The sequence below is a fragment of the Nonomuraea sp. NPDC049714 genome (assembly GCF_044465295.1).
Taxonomy (GTDB): domain Bacteria; phylum Actinomycetota; class Actinomycetes; order Streptosporangiales; family Streptosporangiaceae; genus Nonomuraea.
The window spans coordinates 317,871-342,523 of record NZ_JBITLM010000006.1; the positions used below are offsets into that span (position 1 = coordinate 317,871).

The following is a 24,653-nucleotide window of genomic DNA, read 5'->3' on the forward strand; positions in this document are numbered from 1 at the left end:
GCTCTCCCATCAGGCGCCGGCGCCGCCGTCCACCGGCACGATCGCGCCGGTCACCATCGAGGCCCGGTCGCTGAGCAGCCACGCGGCCACCTCGGCGACCTCGCGAGGCTCGGCCATCCGGCCGAGCGGCGTCGATGCTTTGACTTGGTCAAGGATGCCGGGGGTCGCCGCCTCCCACGCGTCCAACATCTCCGTGGCGGTGCCGCCGGGGGTGATGCCGTTCACCCGGATGCCATCACGGGCCCAGCTCACCGCGGCGGTCTGGGTGATGCTGTTGAGCGCGCGCTTCATGGCGCCGTATGCGGGGAGGGCGGGGTTGGCGCGGCGGCTGCCGATGCTGGAGGTGTTCACGATCGCCCCACCGCCGTTGCGTCGCATGAGTGCGGCCTGGGCGGTCATGGCGGTCCAGTGGGAGCGGAAGTTCACGGCGAACTGCTCGTCGATGTCCTCGTCGGTCGTCGTGTCGAGCGGGCCTGGCCGCTGGATCGCCGCGCCGTTGTTGAAGGCGCCGTCGAGCCGGCCGTGCAGCTCTTCGACGCGGTCGACCGCCGCACGGATGCCCGCCCGGTCGGCGAGGTCCAGGGCGACGGAGTCGGCGACGCCGCCGTCGGCGCGGACCTCGGTGACGATGCGGTCGAGGGCGTCGGTGCTGCGGGCGGCGAGCACGACAGCGGCGCCCTCCCGTGCGAAGAGCCGGGCGGCGGCTGCGCCGATGCCGCGGCTGGCGCCGGTGATGAACACGACCTTGCCGGCGAGCAGGCCGATGGGTGCGATGTCGTTGGTCATGACGACAGTGTCAGGCCGGCCTCCAGGCCGGATGCAGGCACAGGCAGTACCAGGATGCGCCGCCGTGCGCCGTGCAGACTGGAGGTATGGACAAACAGGAACTGGGGGCGTTCCTCCGTAGCCGTCGCGAGCGGCTCCGGCCGGAGGACGTCGGCCTCCCCTCGGGCTCGCGACGCCGGACACCAGGCCTTCGCCGCGAGGAGGTGGCGGTCCTCGCGCACATCTCCACGGAGTATTACGTCCGGCTCGAGCAGGGCAGGGCGCCGCGCCCGTCAGGCGCGGTCCTCGCCGGGATCGGAGGCGCCCTGCGGCTCACGGACGCCGAGGCCGATCACCTCCACGTCCTCGCGGGCACCGCGCCGAGCCGTACCGGACTGCACCGGCGCGACGTCCGCCCGAGCATCCTCGCGCTCCTCGAACGGCTGCCGCAGTCGGCCGCCATCGTGGTGTCCGCTGCGTTCGAGGTGCTCGCGTGGAACGATCTCGCGGCCGCGCTCATGGAGAACTTCGCTGAGCTCGCCCCGGCGGACCGCAATCTCGCGCGCCGGGCATTCCTCGCGCCGGCCCGCGCCGAAGCCACGCTGTACGGAATCTCCGACGCCGCGCAGTTCCGGCACAACGTCGTCATGGAGCTCCGGCTCGCCCTCGCCCGGTACCCGTCCGACCCCGCGGTGACCGAACTCGTCGACGAGCTCCGCGCCGGCAGCCCCGAGTTCGCCCGGCTCTGGGAACGGCACGACGTGCAGCCTGCGCCGATGCTCAGGAAGACGTTCCGTCACCCGCTCGTCGGGGAGATCACCGTCGACTGCGACGCGCTCACGCTCACGGACCGCGACCAGCGCCTCGTGCTCTACAGCGCGCCGCCAGGATCCCATGACGCCGAGGCCCTGGCCCTTCTGAACGTCCTTGGCGCCGAGGCCGGTGATTATCTGCGGTAGCAGTCACGCATCACCTGCGGGCCGGCGTTCGATGCTGGTCCGGGCGATGAGGCTGATGAGCGCGCTCAACCGTGCGGTCGGCGGCGCGGCCGATCTGGACGCGAGGCTCAGCGGGTCAGGCGTTGTAACCCCCGTGGGCGTCCAGCACCGCGCCCGTGACGTACGACGCGGCGGGGCTCGCCAGGAAGGCGATCGCCGCGGCGATCTCGTCGGGGTGGCCCATGCGCTGCAGGGACAGGGAGCCGAGCAGGGCCTTGAGCGTCTCGGGGTCCGGCGGCTCCATCCCGCTCTCCATCAGCCCGGCCTCCACCACGTTGGCCGTGATGTTCCGGGGCCCGAGGTCCCGCGCGACGCCCATCGTGTACTTCTCGACCCCCGCCTTGGTCGCCGAGTAGTCGGCAACGCCGGGGACACCGGCCCTGGAGCCCAGGCCGGAACTCACCGTGATGACACGGCCGCCCTCGCGCAGAACCCGGGAGGCGGCCCGGATGACGGCGATCACCCCGAGGTAGTTGGTGGCGTGCATCCGGTCCAGCGCGGCAGTGTCGGCGTCCGGGTCGTCCACCGTGCGGCCACCCGTCGAGATCGCCGCGTTGTTGACGAGGATGTCCAGACCGCCGAAGTGCGCGACCACCTCGTCGATCAGTATCGGCGCCCGGCTCATGTCCGCCTGGTCGGACTTGAAGGCGACGGCCTTGGCCCCCTTGCCGCGCACCTCGTCGACGACGGCCTGCGCCAGTTCGTCGGAGCTGACGTAGGTGAACGCGACGTCGGCGCCCTGCTCGGCCAGCAGTCGCACGGTCGCGGCTCCCAGTCCTCGGGACCCGCCGGTGACCAGGGCGACCTTGCCTGTGAGCGGCTTGTCCATGGTTCCCACCTCATGATCGGTTCGTTCCTTCAGTCGTAACACTAATAGTTACAACGCTCCCATTGCAACATTTATTGTTACGACAGCGCTGTCGTAACATGGACTGTTACGGCGAGAGGAGGGGTTCGTGAGCGCCAACAGCAGGTTGACCATCGCCGCCCACGCGCTGGCCTGGATCAGCCTCTACCAGCGCCAGGGCCATGAGGTCGCCACATCCGAGCAGATCGCGACCAGCGCGAACACCAATCCCGTGGTGATCAGGCGGCTGCTGGGCGAACTGCGCAAGGCGGGGCTCGTGGAGTCCCGGCGGGGCGTGGGGGCGGGCTGGTCGCTGGCGCGAGAGCTGGAGTCGATGACCCTGCTCGACGTGTACGAGGCGATCGAACCCGGCCCGCTGTTCGCGATGCACCGCGCCACCCCGGACCAGGGGTGCGTGGTGGGGTACGGCATCCAGCCGGCGATGCAGGGCATCTACCAGGGCATCGAGGAGACCCTGAGGCGCGAGCTCGCCCGCGTCACGCTGGAGGACGTGCTCAGCGACGTCCTCGCGGCGCCTCGCCGGCCCGACACCTCGCCACAAGAGGCCGGGGAGAAGGAGCGGGTGTGAGCCCGTACGCGACCGGTGCCTAGCGAATCGGGAACTTGTGGTCTGGGCCCTGGGACCGGGACGGGACTTCTTCGATCCGCAGGTCGGCGAAGACGAGGGTGAGGTCGTGCGCGTTCGTTTCGATCCGGACTTCGTGGAAGTCGATGCCGATGGCCGTGGTCCAACTCTGGGCGGTCGGTGAGTCGGCGACCAGCGAGGCTCCGGGGTAGAGTATCTGCCACTTGACTCCCCAGACGTACCCGTCGAGGTCGACGCCGGTCTCGTAGGTGATGAGCCGGTCATCGAGGGACTCGCGCCAGGTGTCGGCCCGCACGGTCGTGACGCAGGTGGCCTGCACGCAGTGTCGGAACAGGTAGCGCAGGGTCGTTGGGGCTGTCCCGGTCACGGGGTCGGCGGTCGCGTGGATCACGAGCAGGTAGTCGCGCATGTAGTCCACGAAGCCGTGGTGCAGCAGGGCCTGGTCGAAGATGTCGTCGAGGGCCTGTTGCAGCTTTACCGGGTCCATGAGCCTGGTTCTCCGTGGCCGGTGCCCGGCTTGTCCCGGCTCCAGATCTGGGTGGCTCGTGGGAGGTCTCGGATGTCGCCGCCTTCCGGGATCATGCCCCAGAGGAAGGGGATCAGGTACTCAGGTGGTCCGCCCAGGAGGTCGGTCAGTTCGTCCTCGGTGATGGTGAGGGTGAATCCGGGGCCCCGGCGGCTCGACTGCCATCCCTGTGCCAGGGCTCGCCGGATGCATCCGGCGACGAGGACGGGACGAACCGCGATCGTTCGCTTGCCCAGCCAGTTGTCCGGCCTGGCGCAGGGGAGCGACACCACGAGGGCGCTCGCCGGCTCCTCGGCCCGCTCGGCGACGAAGGTGAGCGGGCTCCAGCTGCGGTCCTCGCTGTAGGTCGGCCGGTGGCTGACACGCCAGCGGAAGGCGGCGCCGTCGACGGTGATGAGCCGGGAGCCCTTCTTGGGCATCGCCACGGTCGCCTCCGAGCTGGTGGACGTACAGAATCAGCGAGAAGCGTAGCCACTGCTCAGTGCGATGATCGAACCGTTTTCCACCGGCGAGGGCGCGGCCGGCCCACCGGCTATCGGACGATGGTCGGGAGGCGGTGTGACCAGCGCTTGTCGCCTGTCGCTCGGATGACGAACCGAGCGAGGTCGACCCTGGGGATGCTGGTGCCTCCCTCCGGGTTCGCGCCGTCCAGGACCCGGTAGGTCCCGGCCGAAGGCTCGTCGACGATGCGGCCCGGACGTACGAAGGTCCAGTCCAGCGGGCTGTCACGCACGATGTCCTCCATGAGGCGCATGTCGCCGTACAGCTCGTTCATCACGGTACGGGCCACGACGCGGTACCACAGCGGGTGGTTCGGGTCGTCTCGGCGTGCGCCGCTGGAGGAGAGGGCGACGAGCCGTCGGACACCGCAGGCGCGCATGGCGGTGACGAGGGTACGGGCGCCTTCGGAGTACAGCTTGCCGGCGTGCCGGCCGCGAGGGCCGATGGCCGAGATGACGGCGTCGTGGCCGGTGACGGCGGAGCGTACGGCGTCGAGATCGCGGACGTCCGCTCGGGCGACGGCGAGCGGTGCGTCGCGCAGCTCGCCGGGGACCGCACGGAAGGCGTCGGGGTCGCGTACGGCGGCGGTGACGCCGTGCCCCGCGCGCAGCGCCTCCTGGACGATCAGGTGGCCTGTCGCGCCGTTGGCGCCGAACACGACGAGAGAGCTCATCAGTTGTCTCCTTCCGCGATGGGCGAGCGTGGGATGAGGGGCACGAGAGCGGCGGAGACGAGGCAGGAGGCGACCGCGAGGAGGAGGCCGGCGGTCAGGCCGCCGCTGTCGCCGAGTGCGAAGTAGAGGGTTCCGGCCGCGGCCACTCCCAGGGCCGTGGCGAGCTGCTGTACGGCGTTGAGACTGCCGGAGGCGCTGCCGATCTCGTGGGGGTCGGCGGTGGTGAGAATCACCTGGATGAGAGGGCCGAAGAGCAGGCCGAGACCCAGGCCGACCACGAGCAGCGGCGGCGCGGACGCCCAGGCCGGAGCGGACGGCTGAGCGATGGCGAGCATGGCGAGCATGGCGAGCAGTCCGAGGGTTTCGACCGCGAGTCCCAGATGCAGACTCGACCGTCCCATCTTCGCCTTCAGGGCCGGGGCGGCGAGTGAGCCGAGCATGATGCCGGCGGCGACCGGCGACAGCGCCAAGGCCGCCTTCAGCGCGGTGTGGCCGAGCCCGATCTGCAGGTGCAGGGAGAGAACCAGCAGCAGTCCGCCCAGGCCGGTGAAGAACACGACCGCCACGGTCAGCCCGCCGACGAAGGGCCGCTTGGCCAGCAGGCTCGGGACCAGGATCGGTGCGGGACTCGTCCGCTGACGCCGGCCGAGCATGACGAACGCGAGTACGCCCGCGGCGAGCAGGACGAAACTCCACCACGGCCAACCGGCCTCGCGCCCCTGGATGAGCGGATGGACCAGGAGGGCCGATCCCGCGGTCACCAGTGCGACGCCCACGGGGTCGATCCGGGCGTCACGATCGCCCGGATCCGCGGGCATCCAGCGCAGGGCGCCGGCCACGGTCAGCAGGCCTAGTGGCACATTGATCAGGAAGATCAGCCGCCAGTCCAGCCCGCCCAGGTTCAGGCTGATCAAGCCGCCCGCCAGGATCGGCCCGCCTATCCCGGCCAGGCCCATCACCGGCCCGAACAGGGCGAAGGCGCGACCGCGCTCCGGTTCCGCGAAGACGGAGGTGAGGATGCCGAAACCCTGCGGGATCATCAGGGCGCCCAGAGCGCCCTGCGCGATCCTGGCCATGACCAGCATGGACGGATCCACGGCCAGCGCGCACGCGGCCGACGCGAGGGTGAATCCGCAGGCTCCGATGAGGAACAGCCTTCTTCGGCCCCAGCGGTCGCCGAGCCGTCCGCCGACCACGAGCAGCACGCCGAAGGCGAGGGTGTAGCCGGCGGCGTACCACTGCAGGGTGGTCTCGCTGCCCCCAAGGCCGGCCCGCACGGAAGGCGCCGCGACGTGCATGACGGTGGCGTCGAGCAGGTCCATCACCCCCGCGAGCAGGACGATGGCCAGCACCCGCCAGCGCCGGCGGTGCGCCACGGGTTGTCGTACGTCGATCACGCCTACCTCCTGGTGAACAGTGTTCGTCACGAACACCGTACGCCAAGAACTGCGTTCTTAGCGAACGGCGTTCGTCAAGGTAAGGTGGGCGTATGCGAGGAAGTCCAAGAACGCGTCCCGCGAAGCCGGCTCTGAGCCGGGATTCGATCGTCGCCGCGGCTCTCGACCTGGTCGACGAGTTCGGGTCGGACGCCGTGACCATGCGTCGGGTCGCGACGGCCGTGGACACGTCGCCCGGGGCGCTCTACGTCTACGTCTCCGACCGCCGTGAGCTGATGGCGCTCGTGCACGATCGCGCGGTGGCCGACGTGGAGCTGCCCACCGACGCCGACGGCCCTTGGCGGACCCGCCTTGAGCTGCTCGTCCAGCGGACGGTGGACGCGCTGGCGGTCCACGCGGACATCGCCGCCGTCGGCCTGACGGATCTCGCCCCCGGCCCCCACTCCCTGCGCATCATCGAGGAGATCCTGCGACTGCTGCGGATGGGCGGCGTCGACGACAAGGCGTGCGCCTGGGCCGTCGACCTGTTCGGGCAGTACATCGCCTCATCGGCGCTGGAGGGCGGCGGGCGGTCCCGCGCCGCACCGCCGCACCACGGAGTCTCCGCCGCCGACCACCCGACCATGCATGCCCTCGCGCCCCTGCTGACCAGCGGTGACCCTGTGGCCAGGGCGGCCTGGAAGCTGCGGGTCCTGGTCGACGGGATTCTGGCCCAGCCCCCCTCGGGCGAGCTCCAAGCGGTCTGAATATCGCCGTCGCGGATGGGGATGACGCTGGGCATGATCCTCCTGAGACGGGCAGCGCACATCGGCTTACTCACGCTCGTGGTCATCCCGATCACCGCGGCCATCGCCGCCCCACCGGCGGCGGCCGAGCCCCGTAAGCGCTCGCAGGCCGAGGCGCGGCGCACGCTGGCGCAGCTCAAGGTCGCCAGGGCGTTGTCCATCCGGGGCTACAGCCGCAAGAGGTTCCAGCCCCGGTGGGCACCGTACAAGGGCAAATGCGACACGCGAGAGACGGTCCTGGCTCGCGACGGGCGGCGCGTGCGCCGGAACGCGGCCTGCCACCCGGTCAAGGGGAGCTGGTACAGCCCGTACGACGGCAAGCGGCTGAAGAGCGAGAAGCGTGTGGACGTCGACCACGTGGTGCCGCTCGCGTACGCGTGGCGGTCGGGCGCCAAGCGGTGGAGTCAGGCCAAGCGGCGTGCCTTCGCCAACGACCTCACCCGCCCCGAACTGCTCACCGTCAGCCACTCCGCCAACATCGCCAAAGGCGGCCAGGGCCCGCAGAGCTGGCGTCCGCCGCGCCGCGCCCACTGGTGCCGGTACGCGAGCTCATGGATCACCGTGAAACGCCACTACCGGCTCTTCGTGACCCGGAAGGAGAAGGTGGCCTTGCTCAACATGCTGCGCACCTGCTGATAGGCGAACAATCCTGATGTTCCGGACGTCAGACTGACACGCGACCCGTGATCAGCCGGCGTAAGGAGCGTGATGGAACACGTGGACAGCCGTGCGGCGGCCGTCGAGGGGAGCTGGGCGCGGGGGCGGCTCCTCGCGGCGCTCGCCGTGCTGGTCGCCGTCCTGCTGCTGTTCCACGGTCTGGTGCCCAACGCGGTGGGCAATCTCGGCAGCCTGCTGGAGACGTTCCTGCCCTGGCTCGGCCTGGCCGTTCCCGTGCTGCTCGGCCTGTCACTGTTACGGCGCTCAGCCCTGGGGGTGGTGGCCGTGGCGCTGCCCGCGACGGTCTGGGCCGTTGTTTTCGGCGGGCTGCTGCTGCCCGCCGGCCCGGGGGCGGCACACGACCTGACGGTGCTTCAGCACAACGTCGACGACGAGAACCCCGACCCGGCGGGCACCGCGCGAGCCCTGGCCACGGCCGGTGCCGACCTGATCGCCCTCGAAGAGCTGACCCCTGACGCCCTGCCCGCCTACCAGGCCTCCTGGCGTCCGGCTACCCGCACCATGCTGTCGTGGGCACCGTAGGGCTGTGGTCCGAACACCCCATCACGGACACCCGGCCGGTGGACATCAAACCCGCGGACCTCAAGGCCGACTGGAACCGCCCGCCACCGGCAGCGACCACCTGCCGATCGCGGTCGGCCTGGACCTCGGGCCCTCCCGGTGACCTCCGCCGGTCAGCTTGCCGGTAGGCGGTCAGTCGCGGATCGCGTGCCCACGCTTCCGGCGCTCGACGTACAGGCGATTGCCTCGCGGGCCGGTCCATTCCAGGCGTACGACACCGGGCACGGCCGTGTCTTCGATGCGCGACGGGTCGGACCAGTAGCCGAAGTTCGGGTTACGGAAGAACGTCGCCCACAGGTGGCCACCGTGATCCACGAAGAAGTTGTTGTGGCCGGCGCCGACCCCGGCGGTCCACCGCTCTGAGTACGGGCCTTCGAAATTGTCCGAGACGGCGACGATCGCGTCGTACTGATACTGCGTGCGGCCGGGGCCCGGCGGGTCGTAGGCGTATCGCTTGCTGCCGTCGGGATTGTCCGACGTCCGGTTCCATGCGGCGTGCAGGAGGTAGTACTTGCCTCCGTGCTTGAACATGTAGGCGCCTTCGAGATACGGCTCCGGCGTGTACGGCTTCTGCTGGAATCTCGGCAGGCCGGTCGTCGGGATGATGTCCTCCATGTCATCCCGGAATTTCGCGTACAGGTCGTTGTGCAGCACCAGCCACGCATCGTCGCCCTCGGTGAAGAGGCTGCCGTCAATATGGTGGTAGGCGCCGGGCTCGATGAACTTGGGGCCGCCGATGACCGGGTCGCCGAACGGCTTTTCGTGGTTGCCTTCGACGAGCCGGTACGGGCCCTCGATTCCGCCCTCGCTCACGAGCATGAACGAGCCGACCTTCCGGGAATGGTCGCCCATGCACGCGACGATGTGCCACCTGCCACGGAAGTAGTGCACCTCCGGGGCCCAGGCCTGGCCCCGCTTGCCGAACCGCTCGTCGTGCCAGTACTCCTGCCAGGGGGCGACGACCATGCGCCCGGGCCGGTTCTCGTCGGCGAACTCGGGTGACCACACCTTGCCCTTCTCGGCGTCGGGCCGGATGCCAGTGGTGTCGACCAGCTTCCACGGCCCCCGCAAAGAGGGGGACACCCACACGAAGATGCCGTCGTTCCACGGGCCGGCCGCCTCGAGCCCGGGCACCCGGCTGGTGCCCGTGGCGACATAGATCGGACGTCCGTTGACGACGAAACAGTTGACGTACGTGTCCCGCATCCACACCTGGCCGCGCTCCCGGTCGCGAGGGCGCAGTTCGAGCGGGAGGATGAAGGAGTTGTCCTCGCGTGGCCACAGGTCCAGCCGGGTGTCCGCGAGGCCGTAAGGCTCGAGGTCGGGCCAGTTGGACGGGTAGCGCCGCATCGACGCGGCCTCCGGAGTCGCCTGGGCGGCGGTCGCGGGCAGCGCCGCCGCTCCCAGGAGGCCGGCGGCACCGGCCAGCAGAGACCGCCGGTCGACGTACGATCCGTTGTCGGAACCAGTCATGGGTCACGTCCTCCTACGTCGGCACCCGCCGAACCGCTCCCGCTGAGCGGTATACGCGCAGAGTCTGCCCAAGTCGTTTTAATATGGTCAATAACACGGAAAAAATACCCCGCCACCTCGATAGGCGAGTTGTGACGGGTGAAATCGCAGGTCAGAAGGCCCATGAGGGGGAGCGCGACGGCGCTGCCCGCAGTTCGTAACGTTCGCGTAACAAGCTTGGCCGGGGTCCCCCTTTTCGCCGATGATCCCGCCGTGATGGGCGGGAGAACGGGGGAGGTACGTCAACGCCGGCGGATCGCGCGTTAGATCGATCTGCGACGGGATAAAGGATGATCGGGCGTCCGACCCCAAGGACCCCGAGCAACCCCGAGGACTCTGGAGGCGCGATGTTCGGAAGAACCGGCCGGAAGACGATGCTGGCCGCAGCGGCCATGGTGGCCGTCCTGGGCGTGACCGGCGCATGCGGAGGCGGAGGCGACGAAGGCGACGACGACCCGGACGTGGTCAACACCCAGGATCAGGAGAACGAGCAGGACCAGGACGGCGACGACGACAACTGAGATGAACGCAGGCGACCGTCGTACGGCGGTCGCCTGCGCTCAGGGCGCTCACCCCAGGCCGCACAACCGCTCCAGATCGACGAGCTCGGTGTCGCCGCGGGAGGAGGCCGCCCGGACGAGGTCCGAGGTGAATCCGGTCGTCGAGAAGAGGGCGACGATCGTCTCAGTGGTGTCATAGCCCTCCCGCGCGAGCACTGTGCGGATGGCGTCGAGCCGTTCGAGATCGGGCAGCCCGCGGCGGGCGAGCGTCGCCTTGGCCTCGCCGATGAGGTTGACCCTTTTGCCGTCGACGGCGAGCACGTCGATGTCGTGCTTCGCCCGTCCAGCGTTGTCCTGGACACTGCCGAAGCCGACCTCGCCGAATCCCGCCTGCCGGTCGAGCTCGTCCGGGGCGAAACGGTGCACCCAGTCGCGGGCGAGCTCTTCGAAATGCGGCCCGAGAATGTTGGCACGGAAAGTCGGGGCGGCCGCGCGCCACACTGGTTCCGTGTGTCCCAGTTCGAGCCGGCCGAGGTAGGGGGCTGTGATCAGGCGGTCGAACCGGATGATCGGGTCGCGCACCGAGATCGTCGGTTTCCGCTGCCGCAACAGGTCGTGCGCACTGTGCAGATATCCGGCCGATCGTAGGACATCGATGGGATGGCGAACGGAGTTGTTGTCGCGGCCGATCGCAGCCCCGATCTTGGCCGGGGTGTGCGCTCCCTGCGCGACAGCGCTGAGGACGTCGTAGTACAGGGAGCGGGCGGTGATGCGCGGGTCCTCGCGCAGCAGGTAGTCGACCTCTGTGCGGGTGAACACGCTGACGTCGACCGCCAGGAGGTTGTCCATCACCCATCTGTCGAAGTCGTCGGCTGCGGCGGGGGTGGTGGTCATCAGTGGGCGATAACCGGGGATGCCGCCGACGCACGCGTGAACGCGGAAGGCGGTCACCGGATCCTGGATGTCCCACAGCTGCGCGGCCTCGCGGAAGTCCAGCGCGTTGAGGCGCATGTCGAGCATGGCACGCCCGCGCAACGGCTTGGTGCCGGACAGCAGATCGTGCATGACGCTGAGCGCGGATCCGCAGAGTATGAGGCGGCCGGTGGGGCCGTGTCCCTGTTGCGAACCGTCGTAGAGGTGCTGGAGCAGCGACGGGAGCTGAGGGGCGTTCGCCATCAGGTAGGGGAACTCGTCGATGACCACCAACGGTGGACGGCCCTCGGGGGCGACTCGCGCCGCGGTCTCCATGGCGGCCCTCAACAGGCGCTCCCATGACTCTGGCTCCCCACGCACCGAATCACTGAGTCCCGCGTGCCTGGCGATGGCGGACGCGAACCTGCGCCTGGCCGCGAAATCGCCCTCGTCCTGGACGCTGGTGATGTAGAGGCCGCCTTGCTCGGCGCAGACTGCGGACAGCAGCTGCGTCTTGCCCGTGCGACGGCGGCCCGACACCAGTCCGAGGCGCAGGGGACCGTCCCGTCCTCCTTCGACGAGGAAGCGCTCCAGCACCCGCCACTGACGGTCTCTGCCTACGATGCCGCTCGGCTTGCGCACGCGATCCCCCAACGACGACATTAGCGTAACTCGGTTTACCGCTAATAGCGTAAGTCCAGTTACGCTCCTTCGTGAAACGGGCGTCTTCGTCAGGTGAGGTGACGTGTCTAGCTGCCAGTGATGCGGACGTCTCCAGAGGTGCTTCTGGCGACGATGGTCCGATCGCTCTTGGTGTTCTTGAGGTCCGAGCGCTCCCGGCCTTCCTTGCTCTTGGCGGTGACCGCGTACTCGCCTTTGGGGACGTCCACCGTCACCCGCCCCTCGTCGGACCGCGCGTCCAGCCTGGCAGGGGGTGCGGCGAACGACAGGTTGATCGAGCCCCCTCGGGTGAGCGCCTTGACGTCCGCCGACCGGAGGCGGTTGCCGGCGATCATGCTGTCGTCGCCGGAGAGGCGCAGCTTGCCCGTGGTCTCGTAGAGCCGGATGGGGCCTTGGGCGGACACGTCGGTGTCGTGGGCGATCTTGTCGAGGATGACGCCGTCGTCCCCGGCGTCGATGACCAGGCGCACACCTGGCGGTACCCGGACGTGGTAGCGGCCGCCGCAGTCACCGAAGACCATCTGGCAGTCGGCGCCGAGGCGTAGCTTGCCGTCCTGCAGCGTCCACGAGGAGTTGCCGTCCCCGGCGGCCTTGCCGCGCAGCCACCGGTCCACCCGTACCTCGCCGTCGGTGCCCGGCAGGATCCTCAGCCCGCCGACGGTGGAGGTGATGGTGAGCGTGCCGCCGGTGTGGGGAAAGGCACGCGCCGAGTGCACCTGCTCGGCGTCCAGCGCGCATCCGGTCAGTCCGACAGTTCCGACCATCCCGGCCGCCGCTAACGCCGTCGCCATATTTCGTCTCATGCTGTGATCGTGGCCTGACGGTGGCGACGGAGGATCGGCCGTCCGGCCGATCCCGCTCCACCGTTCGGCCATGCTTCAGACCGGGCCACCGCGAAGCCCGGCCGCCGTGAAGGCCGGCGCCCGTACCCTCAAGAAACGCTGCTCACAGAGCCGACAGCAGCCGCTCGACGTGCGGCAAGGGGTCGGAGCCGATCGGCCGGACCGCCACCGTGCCGGCGCCGGCCGCCCACAACCCCCGGACCTGTGCCGCCGCCTCCTCCGCCGTGCCGGCGGCCAGCGTCACCTCGTCCGGGCCGGCCCTCAGGAACGCGGCGGTGTCCGCCACGATCGGCGCGATGGCCTCGGCGACCTCGGGGGCGTCGTCGCCGACGTAGAGGTGGGTGAACGTCACCAGCTCGTGGTCGCCGACCGCGCCGATCCGCTCCAGGGCCGCGCCGATCCGCTTCGGGCCGAACCCCTCCGGCAGGATCGTGCCCTGCGCCACCCGGCCGGACAACGCCAGCGAGCGGGGGCCGAGCACGCCCGCCAGCACCGGCGGGACCTCCTGAGGTGGGTGGACCAGTGAGAGGCCGTCCAGGCGGACCGACGTGCCCTGCAGGGTCACCGTCTCGCCGCGCAGCAGGGCGCGGACCGCGATGATCGTCTCTTCCAGCAGCGCCAGCGGTGACGGCGCCGCCACGCCCGCCTGGGCCATCCAGGCCGGCACGCCGTGGCCGATGCCGGCGGCGAGCCGCCCGGGGTGGAGACGGGCGAGGTTGGCCAGCTCCATGGCCAGCAGCATCGGGTTGCGCAGGGGCGCCGGGGTGATGCCGATGCCGACGCGCAGCCGGGAGGTGACCGCCAGGGCGGTGGCCGCCGAGGAGATGCCGCCCGTCCAGCCCAGGTCTTCCACCACCCACAGGTCGTGGACCGCGGGCAGGGCGTCCAGGGCTTCGGAGAACGGCACCAGCCGCTCCGGCGGCAGATCGCGATCGAAGATCACACCAAGCCTCATGCTGCCCTCCAGGAGACGCTCAGCAGCCGGTCGGACACCGAGGTCGGGCCGAGCGGCATGTCGAGTTGATCGTACTCAGCTCACGGTCGTCCGGAGCGGCGGGGATACGCGGTGAGGATACGCGGCGAGCGATGCGCGGCGGGGGATGCGCGGCGAGGGGTACTAGGCGGCCGTGCTCAGCGCGGTGCGCGCCTCCGTGACGGACGAGCACGTCTCGAAGTGGCTGTCGAGGTTGGTGATCACCAGCAGGTGCCTGATCATCCCGGGGCCCAGCACCAGGATCAGCCGGCCGTGGCTGCGTCGCGCGTGGTTGAGCGTGGACACCAGCACGCCGAGACCCACCGAGTCGCAGAACGGCACCCGGGTCAGGTCGATGACCAGTCTGAGGGGATCGGCCGAGGCCAGCACGTGGTCCAGCTCGGCCCGCAGGCGCGGAGCGCCGGAGACGTCCAGCTCTCCCACGATGTGCAGCACCGTGCAGAGATCCTCCTGCCGATATGTGACCACCATAGGCATTCACGTGCCCTGCACATGACTCGGTATACCTACTTTTTGCAAATAGTCTGTGTCGCGGTCTCCGCCTTGGGTGTGGCGGTCGCGGTCGGGGCGGCCTTCGGCTTGGCGACCTGGAGCTGGTCCTTGCCCGTGACCACCTCGATGCCCTTGACGTCGTCCTTGCGGAGCTCGGCGCCGGGAATGGCGGCGGCCACCGTGCGCGCCGCCTCCTCCTGACCCGCGCCGTAGCGTACGAGAGTCTTCTTGAAGTCCTTGCGGGTGGTGTTGCCCGCCGTGTCCGGCACCCGGAACCCGTAGGCGAGCAGCGCCGTCCTGGTGCGGGCGCCGAGGCCGGTGATGAGCGTGCCGTTGAGCACCTTGAGCGAGACGCGCTCCGGCGGGACGGTCGGTTTGGCGGAGGGCTTGGCCGACGGGGTCGCGCTGGGCTCGGCCAGGTTCTCGTCGGCCTTGATGCGGCGGAACATCTCGCGGGCGGCCGGTTTGTCCCAGAGCACCGCCGACTCGCCCGTGGGCGTCTTGTAGTCGACGTCGGACAGCGGCACGTCCACGAACTGCACGTTGTCCAGCTTGACGTCCCTGAGCTGGGCGGCCAGCCCGAGCAGGCCGTCGTCGGGGTCGACCTTGACGGTGCCGAGCGTGGTGTTGACGAAGGAGGCGAGCTTGGCCGGGTTGGCCAGCGTGCCCGCGCTCAGCGCCCGGTCGAGCAGCGCCGAGATGACCTGCTGCTGCCGGTCGATGCGGTCGAGGTCGGAGCGGGCGGTCGCGCGGGTGCGGGCGTAGCCGAGCGCCTGGACGCCCTTGAGCTCGTGGGTGCCGGCGGCGAGGTTGAGGCCGGTCTTGGGGTCGTTGATCGCCACCGGCGTGCACACGGTGACGCCGCCGAGCGAGTCCACCACGTCGACGAAGCCGAGCACGTTGACCTCGATGTAGCGGTGGATCTCCAGGCCGGTGGCCTGCCTGACGGTCTGCAGGGCGAGTTTCGGGCCGCCGAACTGGTAGGCCGAATTGATCTTGTGATCGCCCTTGCCGGGGATGGTCGTCCAGGAGTCGCGCGGCAGGCTCACCACCGTGACCTTGCTGTGGTCCTCCGACAGGTGGATGACCATCATGGTGTCGGTGCGCTGGCCCGCCTCGCGGCCGAGTTTGAGCTCGTTCTGCTTCTTGCGGGTGAGGTCGTCGCGCTTGTCCACGCCGACGAGCAGGATGTTCTCGGCGCCGCGCGGCGGCGGCTCCGCGACGCCCGCGTCGACGGCGCCGATCTGGCGGGGAGTCGCCCACACCACCCCGGTGCCGACCAGGACCCCCACCGAGAGCAGGCCCGCGACGATCGCGTTACGGCGCCGCGCCCTGGCGCTCCTGCGGGGCTTGCGCGGACGTCCGCCGGCGAGCTTGACGCCACCGTAGGCGTCGCCGCCCACGTGCACCCCGGCGTCCTCCTCGCTCGGGTCCCGCATGGCCCTCCCCCTCTGGATGCCCGGAGGATTGGGCCATCGGTTGCCTTCCTCCTCTGCTCGTACAGTAGCGTGAGCCCCGCCATGAAGCAGTTCCCCGACTCGCCGCACGCGCCAGCGGAGACGCGTGGCTGGCCGCCCATCTCCGTCGTCATGCCGGTCCTCAACGAGGAGCGGCACCTACGCGAAGCCGTCGACCAGGTCCTCGCCCAGCACTATCCGGGTGAGATCGAGGTCGTCCTCGCCATAGGCCCATCGCACGACCGCACCCAGGAGGTCGCCGACGCCATCGCCGCGTCCGACCGCCGGGTGATCGTCGTGCCCAACCCGACAGGCCGCACCCCCAACGCGCTCAACGCCGCGATCGGGGCCTCCCGTAACGCCATCATCGCCAGGGTCGACGGGCACGCCATGCTGCCCCCCGACTACCTGAAGGTGGCGGTCGAGACGCTCATCGAGACCGGCGCCGACAACGTCGGCGGGGTGATGGCGGCGGAGGGCGTCACGCCTTTCGAGCAGGCCGTCGCCTGCGCCATGACCTCCAAGATCGGCGTGGGGGCCGCCGCCTTCCACGTGGGAGGCACCGCCGGCCCCGCCGACACGGTCTACCTGGGCGTCTTCCGCCGCTCGGCGCTCGACCGGGTCGGCGGCTACGACGAGCACTTCCAGCGCGCCCAGGACTGGGAGATGAACCATCGCATCCGGCAGACCGGCGGGCTGGTCTGGTTCCAGCCGCGGATGCGGGTCACCTACCGGCCGAGGCCCAACGCCAAGGCGCTGGCCAAGCAGTACTTCCACTACGGCAGGTGGCGGCGGGTGGTCGCGCGCACCCACGAGGGCACCATCAACCTGCGCTACCTCGCGCCTCCCGCGGCGGTGCTGGCCATGCTGTTAGGCGTGCTGGTCTCGCCGTTCTTCCCGCTCGGGCTGGTGATCCCGGGCGGCTATGCGGTCGCCATCGTGGCGGGGTCGGCGCTGACCGGCAGCGGGCTGCCCGCCGCCGCGAAGCTCAGGCTGCCGCTCGTCTACGCCGCCATGCACCTGTCATGGGGGTGGGGCTTTCTCACCAGTCCGCGCAAGCTGGTCCGCGCTCCCCGCTGACCGTCAGGCGTCGATCACCTGACCGGTCAGGCCGGAGACCAGCACGTCCAGGCAGTCTCGCGCGGACGTCCGGGGGCCGACGCATCCCACCCGGACGCCGTCGGCGGCCCACTCCTCGGCCAGCGACCTGGCCAGGGCGGTCGTCGCCGCCCTGGCCGAGACGGCCAGGCTCGTGTCGCCGGCGGCCGTCCGCAACAGCAGATGGCCGCCGCTCTCGCGCAGGTGGGGGTGGGCGGCGCGGGCCACGTGGATCGCCCCGAGGTAGCAGGAGGCGATCGTCTCGTCGCTCGCCTCGACCAGTGTCGCCGCGGGCGGCACGCTCGCCACGTGCACCACGTGGTCGACGACGCCTGCGCCGGCCAGCGCCTTCGCCACCGGCTCGGGCTCGCCGGCGTGCGGGAAGGTGAGCACGCGGGCGCCGTGGCCCGAGGCCAGCGTGGCGAGCTCGGCGTCCTCACCGAAGACGGCCACGGTCTTGCCCTCCAGCGCCCGCCGGTAGCCGTCCGGAGTGACGGCGGGCTCACTCGCCACGGCCAGGCGCAGCAACTGCTCGGCGATCGACAGGTCGATCGGGTGGGTGACCTTCATGTTCCGCTCGCTGCCCGGCACCAGGACGATCGGCACCTCGGGCAGGTAGCGCAGCACCACGCCGCAGTCGTCGGTGGCGGGCCGGCCGGCGAACTCGGGGTCGGCCATCGCCAGCTCGTAGGCCCGCCTGATCACCGACAGCCGGAAGCCCTGCGGCGTCTGCGCGCGCCGCAGCCGCGACCGGTCCAGCACGTCGGCCACGACCTCCACGCCGTCGGGCCCAGGCCCGGCCACCAGGACGGTGTCGGAGCTCGCGATCGCCACCTCCACGGCCGCATGCCGCTCCAGCGCCCGGACACACTCCGTGATGATCCGGGGCTCCAGGAGGGGGCGCACAGCGTCGTGCAGCAGCACGTTGCACTCCTGCGGGCCCAGCGCCCGCAGCGCCCGCCAGGTGCTCTCGGTGCGGGTGGCGCCGCCGTCGACGATCTGGACGACCTTCTCGAAACCGCCCTTCCGGACGAGCTCCCTGACCGGCTCGGCGAACCCCGGGGTCATCAGCACGACCACCTCGTCGATCTCGGCCGAGCCGTCGAACAGGGCGATCGTGTGCTCCAGGATCGTCCTGCCGGCGAGTTTGACGAGCTGCTTGGGGGTGCTGAGGCCGACCCGCTGTCCAACGCCGCCCGCGAGGACCACCCCGACGGAACGCAGCCGAGAATTCATAGTTTCGAGGGTAACGGTCTGGTTCCGTGATATCGCGGTGACCTGTCGCTACTGTGAGTCCACGCACTCCCTCTGCGAACGGGAGGACCTGCGCTTTGCCCGACTCACTGACCCGCGTGAGCACGACCACGTCCGTGGTCCTGCTCGCCACGACTCCGGCCGGCAGGCTCTCCTGCGCCGACGGCACGCTGCTGGACCGCCTCACCGGGCAGCTCGCCGCGCTGCCCATCAACGACGTGCAGGTGGTCACGGCCGGCGGCGGCCTCGGCGCCGACCTGCGCGGCATCGCCAAGATCGCCCGCGCGGCCTCGGGGGCCGTCGCCGTGCTGCCCGCCGACGTCGTCGCCCACACCGAGGCGCTGGCCATGCTCCTGGAGCACCCCGCGCACGACACGCGGGCGCTCGTCTCCGCCGGCGTGCCGGACGGGCCGGCGCACCCTCCGGTACGGATCGAAGGCGGCAGGATCATGGCCGCGGGCAGCTCCTTCCACACCGTGCCCGAGGCCAACGCCACCTTCGCCGGCGTGCTCCAGACCGGCGAGACCGACCTGGCGACCCTGGCCGACATCGCCGAGGAGCTGGCCGACCTGGCCGACGCGGGCCGGCTCGGCCCGGTCACCCCGGTGGAGGCCGTCGACCTGCTGCTGGTCGGGCTGGTCAGATCGGGGGTCCGCGTCCGCGCGGCCGCCCTCGGCGAGCTGCACTGCGCCCGGGTGACCGGCCAGGAGGCCGCCGACAGCGCCGTGCGCAGGCTCGCCGACGTCGACGAGGAGCAGGTCCGCCTCGACAGCGCGGTCAAGGCCGACGACGGCTTCTTCACCACGTTCTTCGTCTCGACCTGGTCGCGCCACCTGATCCGGCCCGCCGCCGCGCTGAAGCTCACCCCCAACGCCGTCACCGGCATCTCGATCGGCCTGGCGGTGCTGTCGGCGGTGTGGTTCTCGGCCGGCACCCTCGGCGGGCGGCTGGCCGGGGCCGCGCTGCTCTACCTGTCGTTCGTGCTCGACTGCCTCGACGGCCAGCTCGCCCGCTACACGCGCGGCTTCTCGCCGCTCGGCGCGTGGGCCGACGGCATGGCCGACCGGCTCAAGGAGTACGTGGTCTACGTCGGGCTGGCCTACGGCTACGTCGCCGTCCAGCCGTTCCCGACCGGCAACCCGCACGGGATCTGGTTCCTGGCCGTCGCGGCGATGATCCTGCAGTCCGTACGGCACGCCCTCCACTACTCCTACACCGGAGCGATCTACGACGCCGGCCGGGTCGGCGCGCTGTGGGCCAAACCGGTGCGCTCGCTCCTCGAACCGTCCGACGCCGGCCGCCGCCGCGTCCCCCGGCAGGGCGTGCTGCGGCTCGCCCAGCGCATGGAGCGCGAGAGCGTCGTCCACTGGCTGAGAAAGGCGATCGTGCTGCCGATCGGGGAGCGGATGGCGCTGATCGCCGTCACCACCGTCGTGTTCAACGCCCGGGTGACCTTCCTCGCCCTGCTCTGCTGGGGGAGCGTGGCCGCCCTCTACCAGCTCGCCGGGCGGATCGTGAGGTCGGCTGAATGATCTCCGTGCACATGATCCCGGTGCCGGGCAGCAAGGTCGTCGCCTACCGCGACGACGGGCCGCTCTCGCGCGGCATGGGCATGCTCGTGGCCGGGCAGCTCCCGCCGCTGCCGCCGCTGATCGCCGGGGCCTTCGTCACCGGGGTGCTGCTGATGATCGGCCTGGCGGGGACCGACGGGGTCGCGGTGTTCGCACCCGCCGTGACGCTGCTGCTGGCCGGGCCCGGCAGCTCCCATCCGCACGACGGCAGGCTCGACTGGCTGTCGCCGCCCATCCTGCGGGTGATCGAGTACACCTTCGTGGCGGCCTGCGGGTTCGCCCACGGGGTACCGCCGCTGCTGATCTTCATCCTGCTCGGGGCGATCGCCTTCCACCACTACGATCTGGTGTACCGACTGCGCCAGAACGTCTATCCGCCGCCGTGGCTGTCGAGCCTGGGGCTCGGCTGGGAGGGGCGCTCGATCGTGGTCGGCCTGGCCGTGCTGGTCGGCTGGACCGGGGGCGGGTTCGCCTTGCTCGCCCTGTATCTGTGGGGTGTCTTCGGCTGGGAGAGCCTGACGTGCTGGCTCGCCGCGCCGCGATCGCGGGTCGAGGCGGCGCACGCGGAAACGCAAGACTAACGGCGGATTACCCGCGCAGGGCCTAAAGCCAACTAATCTTTGGGACCTACGTAGTCATGCTCGACTGAGGAGTGCACGTTGCTGGGAATGGTGCTGGCCGCTGGAGCCGGACGACGCCTGCGGCCGTACACCGACACGCTGCCCAAGGCGCTCGTGCCGGTCGACGGTGAGACCACGATCATGGACATCTCGCTGCGGAACCTCGCCGCGGTGGGGTTGCGCGAGGTCGTGGTCATCATCGGGTACGCGGCGCAGGCCGTACACGATCGCAAGCGGGAGCTGGAGGAGCGGCACGGAGTCGAGCTCACCCTCGTGCACAACGACAAGGCCGAGGAGTGGAACAACGCCTACTCCCTGTGGTGCGCCCGCGACTACTTCGCCCAGGGGGCGCTGCTGGTCAACGGCGACACCGTGCACCCGGTCTCGGTGGAGAAGACACTGCTGGCGGCGCCCGAGACGAGCGACATCCTGCTCGCCGTCGACGACGTCAAGAAGCTCGCCGACGAGGAGATGAAGGTGACCCGCTCCCCGGAGGGGTCGCTACGGCGCATCACCAAGCTGATGGACCCGGCCGAGGCCTACGGCGAGTACATCGGCGCGACCCTCATCCGCCCCGGTGCCGCGGCCGGCCTGGCCGACGCGCTGCGGGCGACGTTCGAGCGGGACCCGCAGCTCTACTACGAGGACGGCTATCAGGAGATGGTCGAGCGCGGGGAGCAGATCCACCTCGCGCCCATCGGCGAGGTCGACTGGGTCGAAGTGGACAACCACGAGGACCTGGCGAAGGCCCGCACCATTGCCGTCCGCTACTGAGGGGGCAGGATGCCGCTGCTAGCGAGGATGCTGCCCGCGCCGCTGCACATCGAGGTCAGGCGCGGCGCCGTGGCGCAGCTCGGCGCGTTGCTGGCCGACAGCCGGGTGGCCACGTCCGGCAGGGTCGCGGTGGCCGTCGGCCCCGGCCAGGGCGACCACATCGAGAGCCTGATCGCGCCCACCCTCGGCGAGGCCGAGGTCTTCAGAGTCGCCGACGGGTCGGTCGAGGCCGCCGTCTCGCTGGGCGCCGACCTGCGCAAGGGCGCCTACGAGGTGGTGGTGGGCGTCGGCGGCGGGCGCACCATCGACGCCACCAAGTACGGCGCGTCGCTGGCCGGCATCCCGATGGTCGCGGTCGCGACCAACCTGTCCCACGACGGCATCTGCTCGCCGACCGCCTCGCTGGTGTACGACGGCGGCAAGGGCACGTTCGGGGTGCCGATGCCGCTGGCGATCCTGGTGGACCTGGACTTCGTGCACAGCGCGCCCCAGGCGCTCGTCAGGTCGGGCGTCGGCGACGTGGTCAGCAACCTGTCGGCCATCGCCGACTGGCACCTCGGCAACCTGGAGCGCGGCGAGCCCATCGACGGGCTGGCCTGCTCGATGGCCCGCACCGCCGCCGAGGCGCTGATCGGCCGCACCGACTCCATCGAATCCGACGATTTCCTGACCGTTCTGGCCGAGTCGTTGATCCTTTCCGGCATGTCCATGGTGATCGCGGGCTCGTCCCGGCCCGCGAGTGGTGGAGACCATGAGATCCTTCATGCCGTGGATCAGCTCTTCCCCGGCACCTCCAACCACGGCGAGCTCGCCGGGATCGGTGCCGCATTCTGCTTCTTCCTCAGGGAGGACGCCCCCCGGCTGGCACAGGTCACCGACTGCCTGCGCCGGCACGAGTTGCCCGTCGTCCCCGCCGACATCGGGCTGACCAGCGAGCAGTTCGCGGAGGCCGTCGTGCTGGCCCCCGCCACCCGTCCCGGCCGTTACACGATCCTGGAGCACCTGCGCCTGCCGGAGTCCGAGATTCGCGATCGGGTGGGGGACTATGTCCGGGCCTTCGGTCGCTGACCTGCGGCGGGTCGCTCAGCCCGCGGGTCATCTGGAGCGCCGTAACGGCGAGCACTGGGCAGGCGTGCTTTACATGCGCAGGCTGTCCATCTACGTCACCTGGCTGATGTCCAAGACCTCCGTCACGCCCAACCAGCTCACCTGGGTGATGACGGTGGCCGGGGTCCTGGCCGGCGTCGTGCTGGCGCTGCCCGGCCTCTGGGCGGCCATCGGAGCCGCCCTGCTCGTGCAGGTCTACCTGCTGCTCGACTGCTCCGACGGCGAGCTGGCCCGCTGGACGGGCAAGACCTCGCTGGCCGGCGTCTATCTCGACCGCGTCGGCGCCTACTTCACCGAGGCCGCGCTGCTGGCCGGGCTGGGCTGGCGGGCCTCCGCCGTGCTGCCCGACTGGTACACCGTGCTGGGCTTCGCCGCCGCACTCGGCGCGATCCTCATCAAGGCCGAGACCGACCTGGTGGACGTGGCGCGGGCCAAGGGCGGCCTGCCGGTCGCCACCGAGGCGTCCGTCGGGCAGTTCCGTTCGGGGCTGCTGGGGCTGGCCAGGAGGATCGTGGGAGCCACGAAGTTCCACCGGATCATGCAGCCCATCGAGCTGTCGCTGCTGGCGCTGGTGACGGCCGTGATCGACCTGGCGACAGGCGATCTGGTGGCCACCCGGGTGCTCGTCGTGGCCTGCGTGATCGCGGCCGGGCTCCAGACGGTGCTCCACCTTGTCAGCATTTTGGCATCGAGGCGGCTTGTGTGACTTCACGTCGGAACCGTCCGCGCCCCGCATCCGTCGTATTGATCGGACGTCCACGGTTCGGTGGGGGTTCACTATCGGTTCCGATACGCTTAGCTCCACCCATATCAAGAATCAGGCAGACCAGCAGACTCGGTGATCATGAAAGAATGCTCCGCCCGTGCTCTCGACGCGTCAGGACGATGATTCGTTGAAGATCTCGTGCGTCATCCTCACCATGGGCAACCGGATCGCGGAGCTGAACCGGGCGGTCGAATCCGCGCTCAACCAAGTCGACGGCGACGTCGAGGTGGTGATCGTCGGCAACGGGGCCGATGTGCCCGAGGTGTCGGCGACGCCGCCCGTAGGCTCGTCGGCGATCGTGAAAACGATCCGGCTCGACCAGAACACCGGCATTCCAGCGGGCCGTAACCGTGGCGTCGAAGAGTGCTCCGGTGACGTGGTGCTGTTCCTCGACGACGACGGCTGGTATGCCAACCAGAAGGTCGTGGCCCACGTCCGCGACCGCTTCGCGACCGAGCCCGACCTGGCCGTGATCTCCTTCCGGGTGATGGACCCCGAAGGCGGCATCGGCCAGCGCCGCCACGTCCCGCGCCTGCGCGCCGGCGACCCCGAGCGATCCTCGCCCGTCACGACCTTCCTGGGCGGGGCGTCCGCCATCCGGCGTTCGGCCTTCCTCCAGGTGGGCGGGCTGCCCGAGAAGTTCTTCTACGCGCACGAGGAGACCGACCTGGCCTGGCGGCTGCTCGGCGAGGGCTACCGGATCGAGTACGACGCCGAGACCGTCATGTACCACCCGCAGGTGCCGCCGACCCGGCACGCCCAGTTCTACCGGCTGAACGCGCGTAACCGGGTGTGGCTGGCCCGGCGCAATCTGCCCTGGCCGCTGGCGGCGCTCTATCTGCTCGACTGGGTGGTGCTGACGTTGATCCGTGAGCGCCGATCCGGGGTGGCGCTGAAGGCGTGGTTCACCGGGTTCTTCGAGGGCCTGCGTACACCCGCCGGAGAGCGGCGTCCGATGGCCTGGCGGACCGCCTGGCGCATGGTGAAGCTGGGCCGCCCCCCCATCGTCTGACAGGCCTCACCGGAGCGGCTCGGCCTCTCGCAGTGACATGGCGACGTGCGCGACCGTCGAGGACAGCAGAGGGCGCTTGGGCAGGCCCAGTTCGCTGAGCTCCTTGGCGATCGGGTGGTTGCCCAGCCGGATGAGGGCGCCGCCGGGCCGGACCCGGACCCCGCGCGCCTGCGCCTTCATGGGGACCCGCCTGGTGACGCCCTCGCGGTGGGTGAAGGCGTCGAAGGAGATCAGCGGGCTCGGCCCGGGCACCGGAACCCCCGGCCTGACCAGCATGTCCAGCACGAGCCTGCCGTCCTTGCGCAGGATGCAGCGCTTGTACGGGGAGGCGAGCCGCAGGTCGATGTCCGCCTGCTCCTTGGGGAAACCCCACAGCGCGCGTCCGGCCTCCATGGTGAAGCGCTGGTCGACCGGCAGCCAGTGGACGAAGACGGCCGCGTCGCGCAGGTCGCTCGGCCGCGTCGAGCCGGTGGATCCCGGAGGCCTGATCAGGAAGGCCATGCCGAACTCGTGGTAGGCGTCGAGGTCGCCGTCACGGTAGTCGGCGAACAGCAGCACGCACACGGCCTTACCCGGGACGATCTCCACCACGTCCAGCCCCGAGTACGCGATCACCGCCCGCGCGGCGTCGGCCCGCACCGCGTACGCGGCACCGCAGAGCGACGCGTCCCGCACCCGGACAGGCAGGGCGACCGTCCGCCCCTCGATCAGATGCGGTGCCAT

27 protein-coding genes are annotated in these 24,653 nt (G+C 70.4%); 13 read left to right on the forward strand and 14 right to left on the reverse strand.

The features are described 5' to 3' along the window. Window positions 1-9 precede the first annotated feature (9 nt). Window positions 10-786, reverse strand: coding sequence for an SDR family NAD(P)-dependent oxidoreductase (locus ACIBQX_RS24990; protein ID WP_397008385.1), 777 nt, complete (start codon window positions 784-786; stop codon window positions 10-12). 86 nt (window positions 787-872) lie between these two features. On the opposite strand from ACIBQX_RS24990, the gene ACIBQX_RS24995 reads away from it, so the two are divergent. Then, a complete protein-coding gene (locus ACIBQX_RS24995) occupies window positions 873-1,724 on the forward strand; it encodes a helix-turn-helix transcriptional regulator (RefSeq protein ID WP_397008387.1) in 852 nt (283 codons plus the stop codon). Window positions 1,725-1,839: 115 nt separating this feature from the next. Here the strand turns inward: ACIBQX_RS24995 and ACIBQX_RS25000 are convergent, their stop codons facing one another. After that, window positions 1,840-2,592, reverse strand: a complete 753-nt coding sequence (locus tag ACIBQX_RS25000; protein ID WP_397008389.1) for an SDR family NAD(P)-dependent oxidoreductase — start codon at window positions 2,590-2,592, stop codon at window positions 1,840-1,842. Between the two features lie 127 nt (window positions 2,593-2,719). Between ACIBQX_RS25000 and ACIBQX_RS25005 the strand changes: the two genes are divergently transcribed. Further along, the gene (locus tag ACIBQX_RS25005) at window positions 2,720-3,199 is read left to right on the forward strand and encodes an Rrf2 family transcriptional regulator (RefSeq protein WP_397008391.1); all 480 of its coding nucleotides are present in this window, start codon (window positions 2,720-2,722) and stop codon (window positions 3,197-3,199) included. 19 nt (window positions 3,200-3,218) lie between these two features. On the opposite strand, the gene ACIBQX_RS25010 is transcribed toward ACIBQX_RS25005, so the two are convergent. From ACIBQX_RS25010 to ACIBQX_RS25025, 4 genes are all read right to left on the reverse strand, one after another. Beyond that, on the reverse strand, window positions 3,219-3,704 hold the full coding sequence (locus ACIBQX_RS25010) for a hypothetical protein (RefSeq protein WP_397008393.1): 486 nt from the start codon (window positions 3,702-3,704) through the stop codon (window positions 3,219-3,221). Continuing rightward, window positions 3,692-4,168, reverse strand: coding sequence for a hypothetical protein (locus tag ACIBQX_RS25015; RefSeq protein WP_397008395.1), 477 nt, complete (start codon window positions 4,166-4,168; stop codon window positions 3,692-3,694). Before ACIBQX_RS25015 ends, ACIBQX_RS25010 begins: the two co-directional genes overlap by 13 nt. A 107-nt stretch (window positions 4,169-4,275) precedes the next feature. Beyond that, window positions 4,276-4,917 (reverse strand): NAD(P)-dependent oxidoreductase, encoded by a 642-nt coding sequence (locus tag ACIBQX_RS25020; RefSeq protein ID WP_397008397.1) that lies wholly within the window; start codon window positions 4,915-4,917, stop codon window positions 4,276-4,278. Continuing rightward, a complete protein-coding gene (locus ACIBQX_RS25025; RefSeq protein WP_397008399.1) occupies window positions 4,917-6,314 on the reverse strand; it encodes an MFS transporter in 1,398 nt (465 codons plus the stop codon). Before ACIBQX_RS25025 ends, ACIBQX_RS25020 begins: the two co-directional genes overlap by 1 nt. Window positions 6,315-6,406: 92 nt before the next feature. On the opposite strand from ACIBQX_RS25025, the gene ACIBQX_RS25030 reads away from it, so the two are divergent. The 3 genes from ACIBQX_RS25030 (at window position 6,407) to ACIBQX_RS25040 (ending at window position 8,299) form a co-directional block, all read left to right on the forward strand. After that, the gene (locus ACIBQX_RS25030) at window positions 6,407-7,060 is read left to right on the forward strand and encodes a TetR/AcrR family transcriptional regulator (protein ID WP_397008401.1); all 654 of its coding nucleotides are present in this window, start codon (window positions 6,407-6,409) and stop codon (window positions 7,058-7,060) included. A 33-nt stretch (window positions 7,061-7,093) separates the two neighbouring features. Then, window positions 7,094-7,735 carry an HNH endonuclease family protein gene (locus tag ACIBQX_RS25035; protein ID WP_397008403.1) on the forward strand — a complete coding sequence of 214 codons (642 nt, stop codon included), beginning with the start codon at window positions 7,094-7,096 and terminating at the stop codon, window positions 7,733-7,735. A gap of 72 nt (window positions 7,736-7,807) precedes the next feature. Continuing rightward, the gene (locus ACIBQX_RS25040; protein ID WP_397008405.1) at window positions 7,808-8,299 is read left to right on the forward strand and encodes a hypothetical protein; all 492 of its coding nucleotides are present in this window, start codon (window positions 7,808-7,810) and stop codon (window positions 8,297-8,299) included. A gap of 171 nt (window positions 8,300-8,470) precedes the next feature. Here ACIBQX_RS25040 and ACIBQX_RS25045 read toward each other — a convergent pair whose 3' ends face one another. Then, complete coding sequence (locus tag ACIBQX_RS25045; protein ID WP_397008407.1) at window positions 8,471-9,811, reverse strand: family 43 glycosylhydrolase; 1,341 nt, start codon at window positions 9,809-9,811, stop codon at window positions 8,471-8,473. Window positions 9,812-10,197: 386 nt separating this feature from the next. Here ACIBQX_RS25045 and ACIBQX_RS25050 point away from each other — a divergent pair, with 386 nt between their 5' ends. Next, window positions 10,198-10,371: a hypothetical protein gene (locus tag ACIBQX_RS25050; protein WP_397008409.1), complete on the forward strand. Its 174-nt coding sequence runs from the start codon at window positions 10,198-10,200 to the stop codon at window positions 10,369-10,371. Window positions 10,372-10,419: 48 nt separating this feature from the next. Here the strand turns inward: ACIBQX_RS25050 and ACIBQX_RS25055 are convergent, their stop codons facing one another. The 5 genes from ACIBQX_RS25055 to ACIBQX_RS25075 all read right to left on the reverse strand — a co-directional run bounded on the left by ACIBQX_RS25055 (window position 10,420) and on the right by ACIBQX_RS25075 (window position 15,710). Next, entirely contained in the window at window positions 10,420-11,904 is a 1,485-nt protein-coding gene (locus ACIBQX_RS25055; RefSeq protein ID WP_397008411.1) for an ATP-binding protein, read from the reverse strand. Between the two features lie 107 nt (window positions 11,905-12,011). Then, entirely contained in the window at window positions 12,012-12,746 is a 735-nt protein-coding gene (locus tag ACIBQX_RS25060; RefSeq protein WP_397008413.1) for a hypothetical protein, read from the reverse strand. Between the two features lie 142 nt (window positions 12,747-12,888). Beyond that, window positions 12,889-13,740: an LLM class flavin-dependent oxidoreductase gene (locus ACIBQX_RS25065; protein ID WP_397008415.1), complete on the reverse strand. Its 852-nt coding sequence runs from the start codon at window positions 13,738-13,740 to the stop codon at window positions 12,889-12,891. Window positions 13,741-13,902: 162 nt separating this feature from the next. After that, window positions 13,903-14,250 carry an STAS domain-containing protein gene (locus ACIBQX_RS25070; protein WP_397008417.1) on the reverse strand — a complete coding sequence of 116 codons (348 nt, stop codon included), beginning with the start codon at window positions 14,248-14,250 and terminating at the stop codon, window positions 13,903-13,905. A gap of 35 nt (window positions 14,251-14,285) precedes the next feature. Further along, the gene (locus ACIBQX_RS25075; RefSeq protein WP_397008419.1) at window positions 14,286-15,710 is read right to left on the reverse strand and encodes an LCP family protein; all 1,425 of its coding nucleotides are present in this window, start codon (window positions 15,708-15,710) and stop codon (window positions 14,286-14,288) included. An 81-nt stretch (window positions 15,711-15,791) separates the two neighbouring features. On the opposite strand from ACIBQX_RS25075, the gene ACIBQX_RS25080 reads away from it, so the two are divergent. Continuing rightward, the gene (locus ACIBQX_RS25080; RefSeq protein ID WP_397008421.1) at window positions 15,792-16,808 is read left to right on the forward strand and encodes a glycosyltransferase family 2 protein; all 1,017 of its coding nucleotides are present in this window, start codon (window positions 15,792-15,794) and stop codon (window positions 16,806-16,808) included. A gap of 3 nt (window positions 16,809-16,811) precedes the next feature. Here the strand turns inward: ACIBQX_RS25080 and ACIBQX_RS25085 are convergent, their stop codons facing one another. Then, on the reverse strand, window positions 16,812-18,062 hold the full coding sequence (locus tag ACIBQX_RS25085; RefSeq protein ID WP_397008423.1) for an SDR family oxidoreductase: 1,251 nt from the start codon (window positions 18,060-18,062) through the stop codon (window positions 16,812-16,814). Window positions 18,063-18,178: 116 nt separating this feature from the next. On the opposite strand from ACIBQX_RS25085, the gene ACIBQX_RS25090 reads away from it, so the two are divergent. The 6 genes from ACIBQX_RS25090 (at window position 18,179) to ACIBQX_RS25115 (ending at window position 23,930) form a co-directional block, all read left to right on the forward strand. Beyond that, complete coding sequence (locus ACIBQX_RS25090; protein ID WP_397008425.1) at window positions 18,179-19,612, forward strand: CDP-alcohol phosphatidyltransferase family protein; 1,434 nt, start codon at window positions 18,179-18,181, stop codon at window positions 19,610-19,612. Next, window positions 19,609-20,232 carry a DUF5941 domain-containing protein gene (locus ACIBQX_RS25095; RefSeq protein WP_397008427.1) on the forward strand — a complete coding sequence of 208 codons (624 nt, stop codon included), beginning with the start codon at window positions 19,609-19,611 and terminating at the stop codon, window positions 20,230-20,232. The genes ACIBQX_RS25090 and ACIBQX_RS25095 overlap by 4 nt, the downstream gene beginning before the upstream one ends. 78 nt (window positions 20,233-20,310) lie before the next feature. Continuing rightward, complete coding sequence (locus ACIBQX_RS25100; RefSeq protein WP_397008429.1) at window positions 20,311-21,045, forward strand: sugar phosphate nucleotidyltransferase; 735 nt, start codon at window positions 20,311-20,313, stop codon at window positions 21,043-21,045. 27 nt (window positions 21,046-21,072) lie between these two features. Next, on the forward strand, window positions 21,073-22,113 hold the full coding sequence (locus tag ACIBQX_RS25105; protein ID WP_397008837.1) for an iron-containing alcohol dehydrogenase family protein: 1,041 nt from the start codon (window positions 21,073-21,075) through the stop codon (window positions 22,111-22,113). Continuing rightward, complete coding sequence (locus ACIBQX_RS25110) at window positions 22,091-22,858, forward strand: CDP-alcohol phosphatidyltransferase family protein (RefSeq protein WP_397008431.1); 768 nt, start codon at window positions 22,091-22,093, stop codon at window positions 22,856-22,858. Before ACIBQX_RS25105 ends, ACIBQX_RS25110 begins: the two co-directional genes overlap by 23 nt. Before the next feature lie 187 nt (window positions 22,859-23,045). Next, window positions 23,046-23,930: a glycosyltransferase family 2 protein gene (locus tag ACIBQX_RS25115; RefSeq protein WP_397008433.1), complete on the forward strand. Its 885-nt coding sequence runs from the start codon at window positions 23,046-23,048 to the stop codon at window positions 23,928-23,930. 6 nt (window positions 23,931-23,936) lie between these two features. Here ACIBQX_RS25115 and ACIBQX_RS25120 read toward each other — a convergent pair whose 3' ends face one another. Then, a complete protein-coding gene (locus ACIBQX_RS25120; protein WP_397008435.1) occupies window positions 23,937-24,653 on the reverse strand; it encodes an acetoacetate decarboxylase family protein in 717 nt (238 codons plus the stop codon).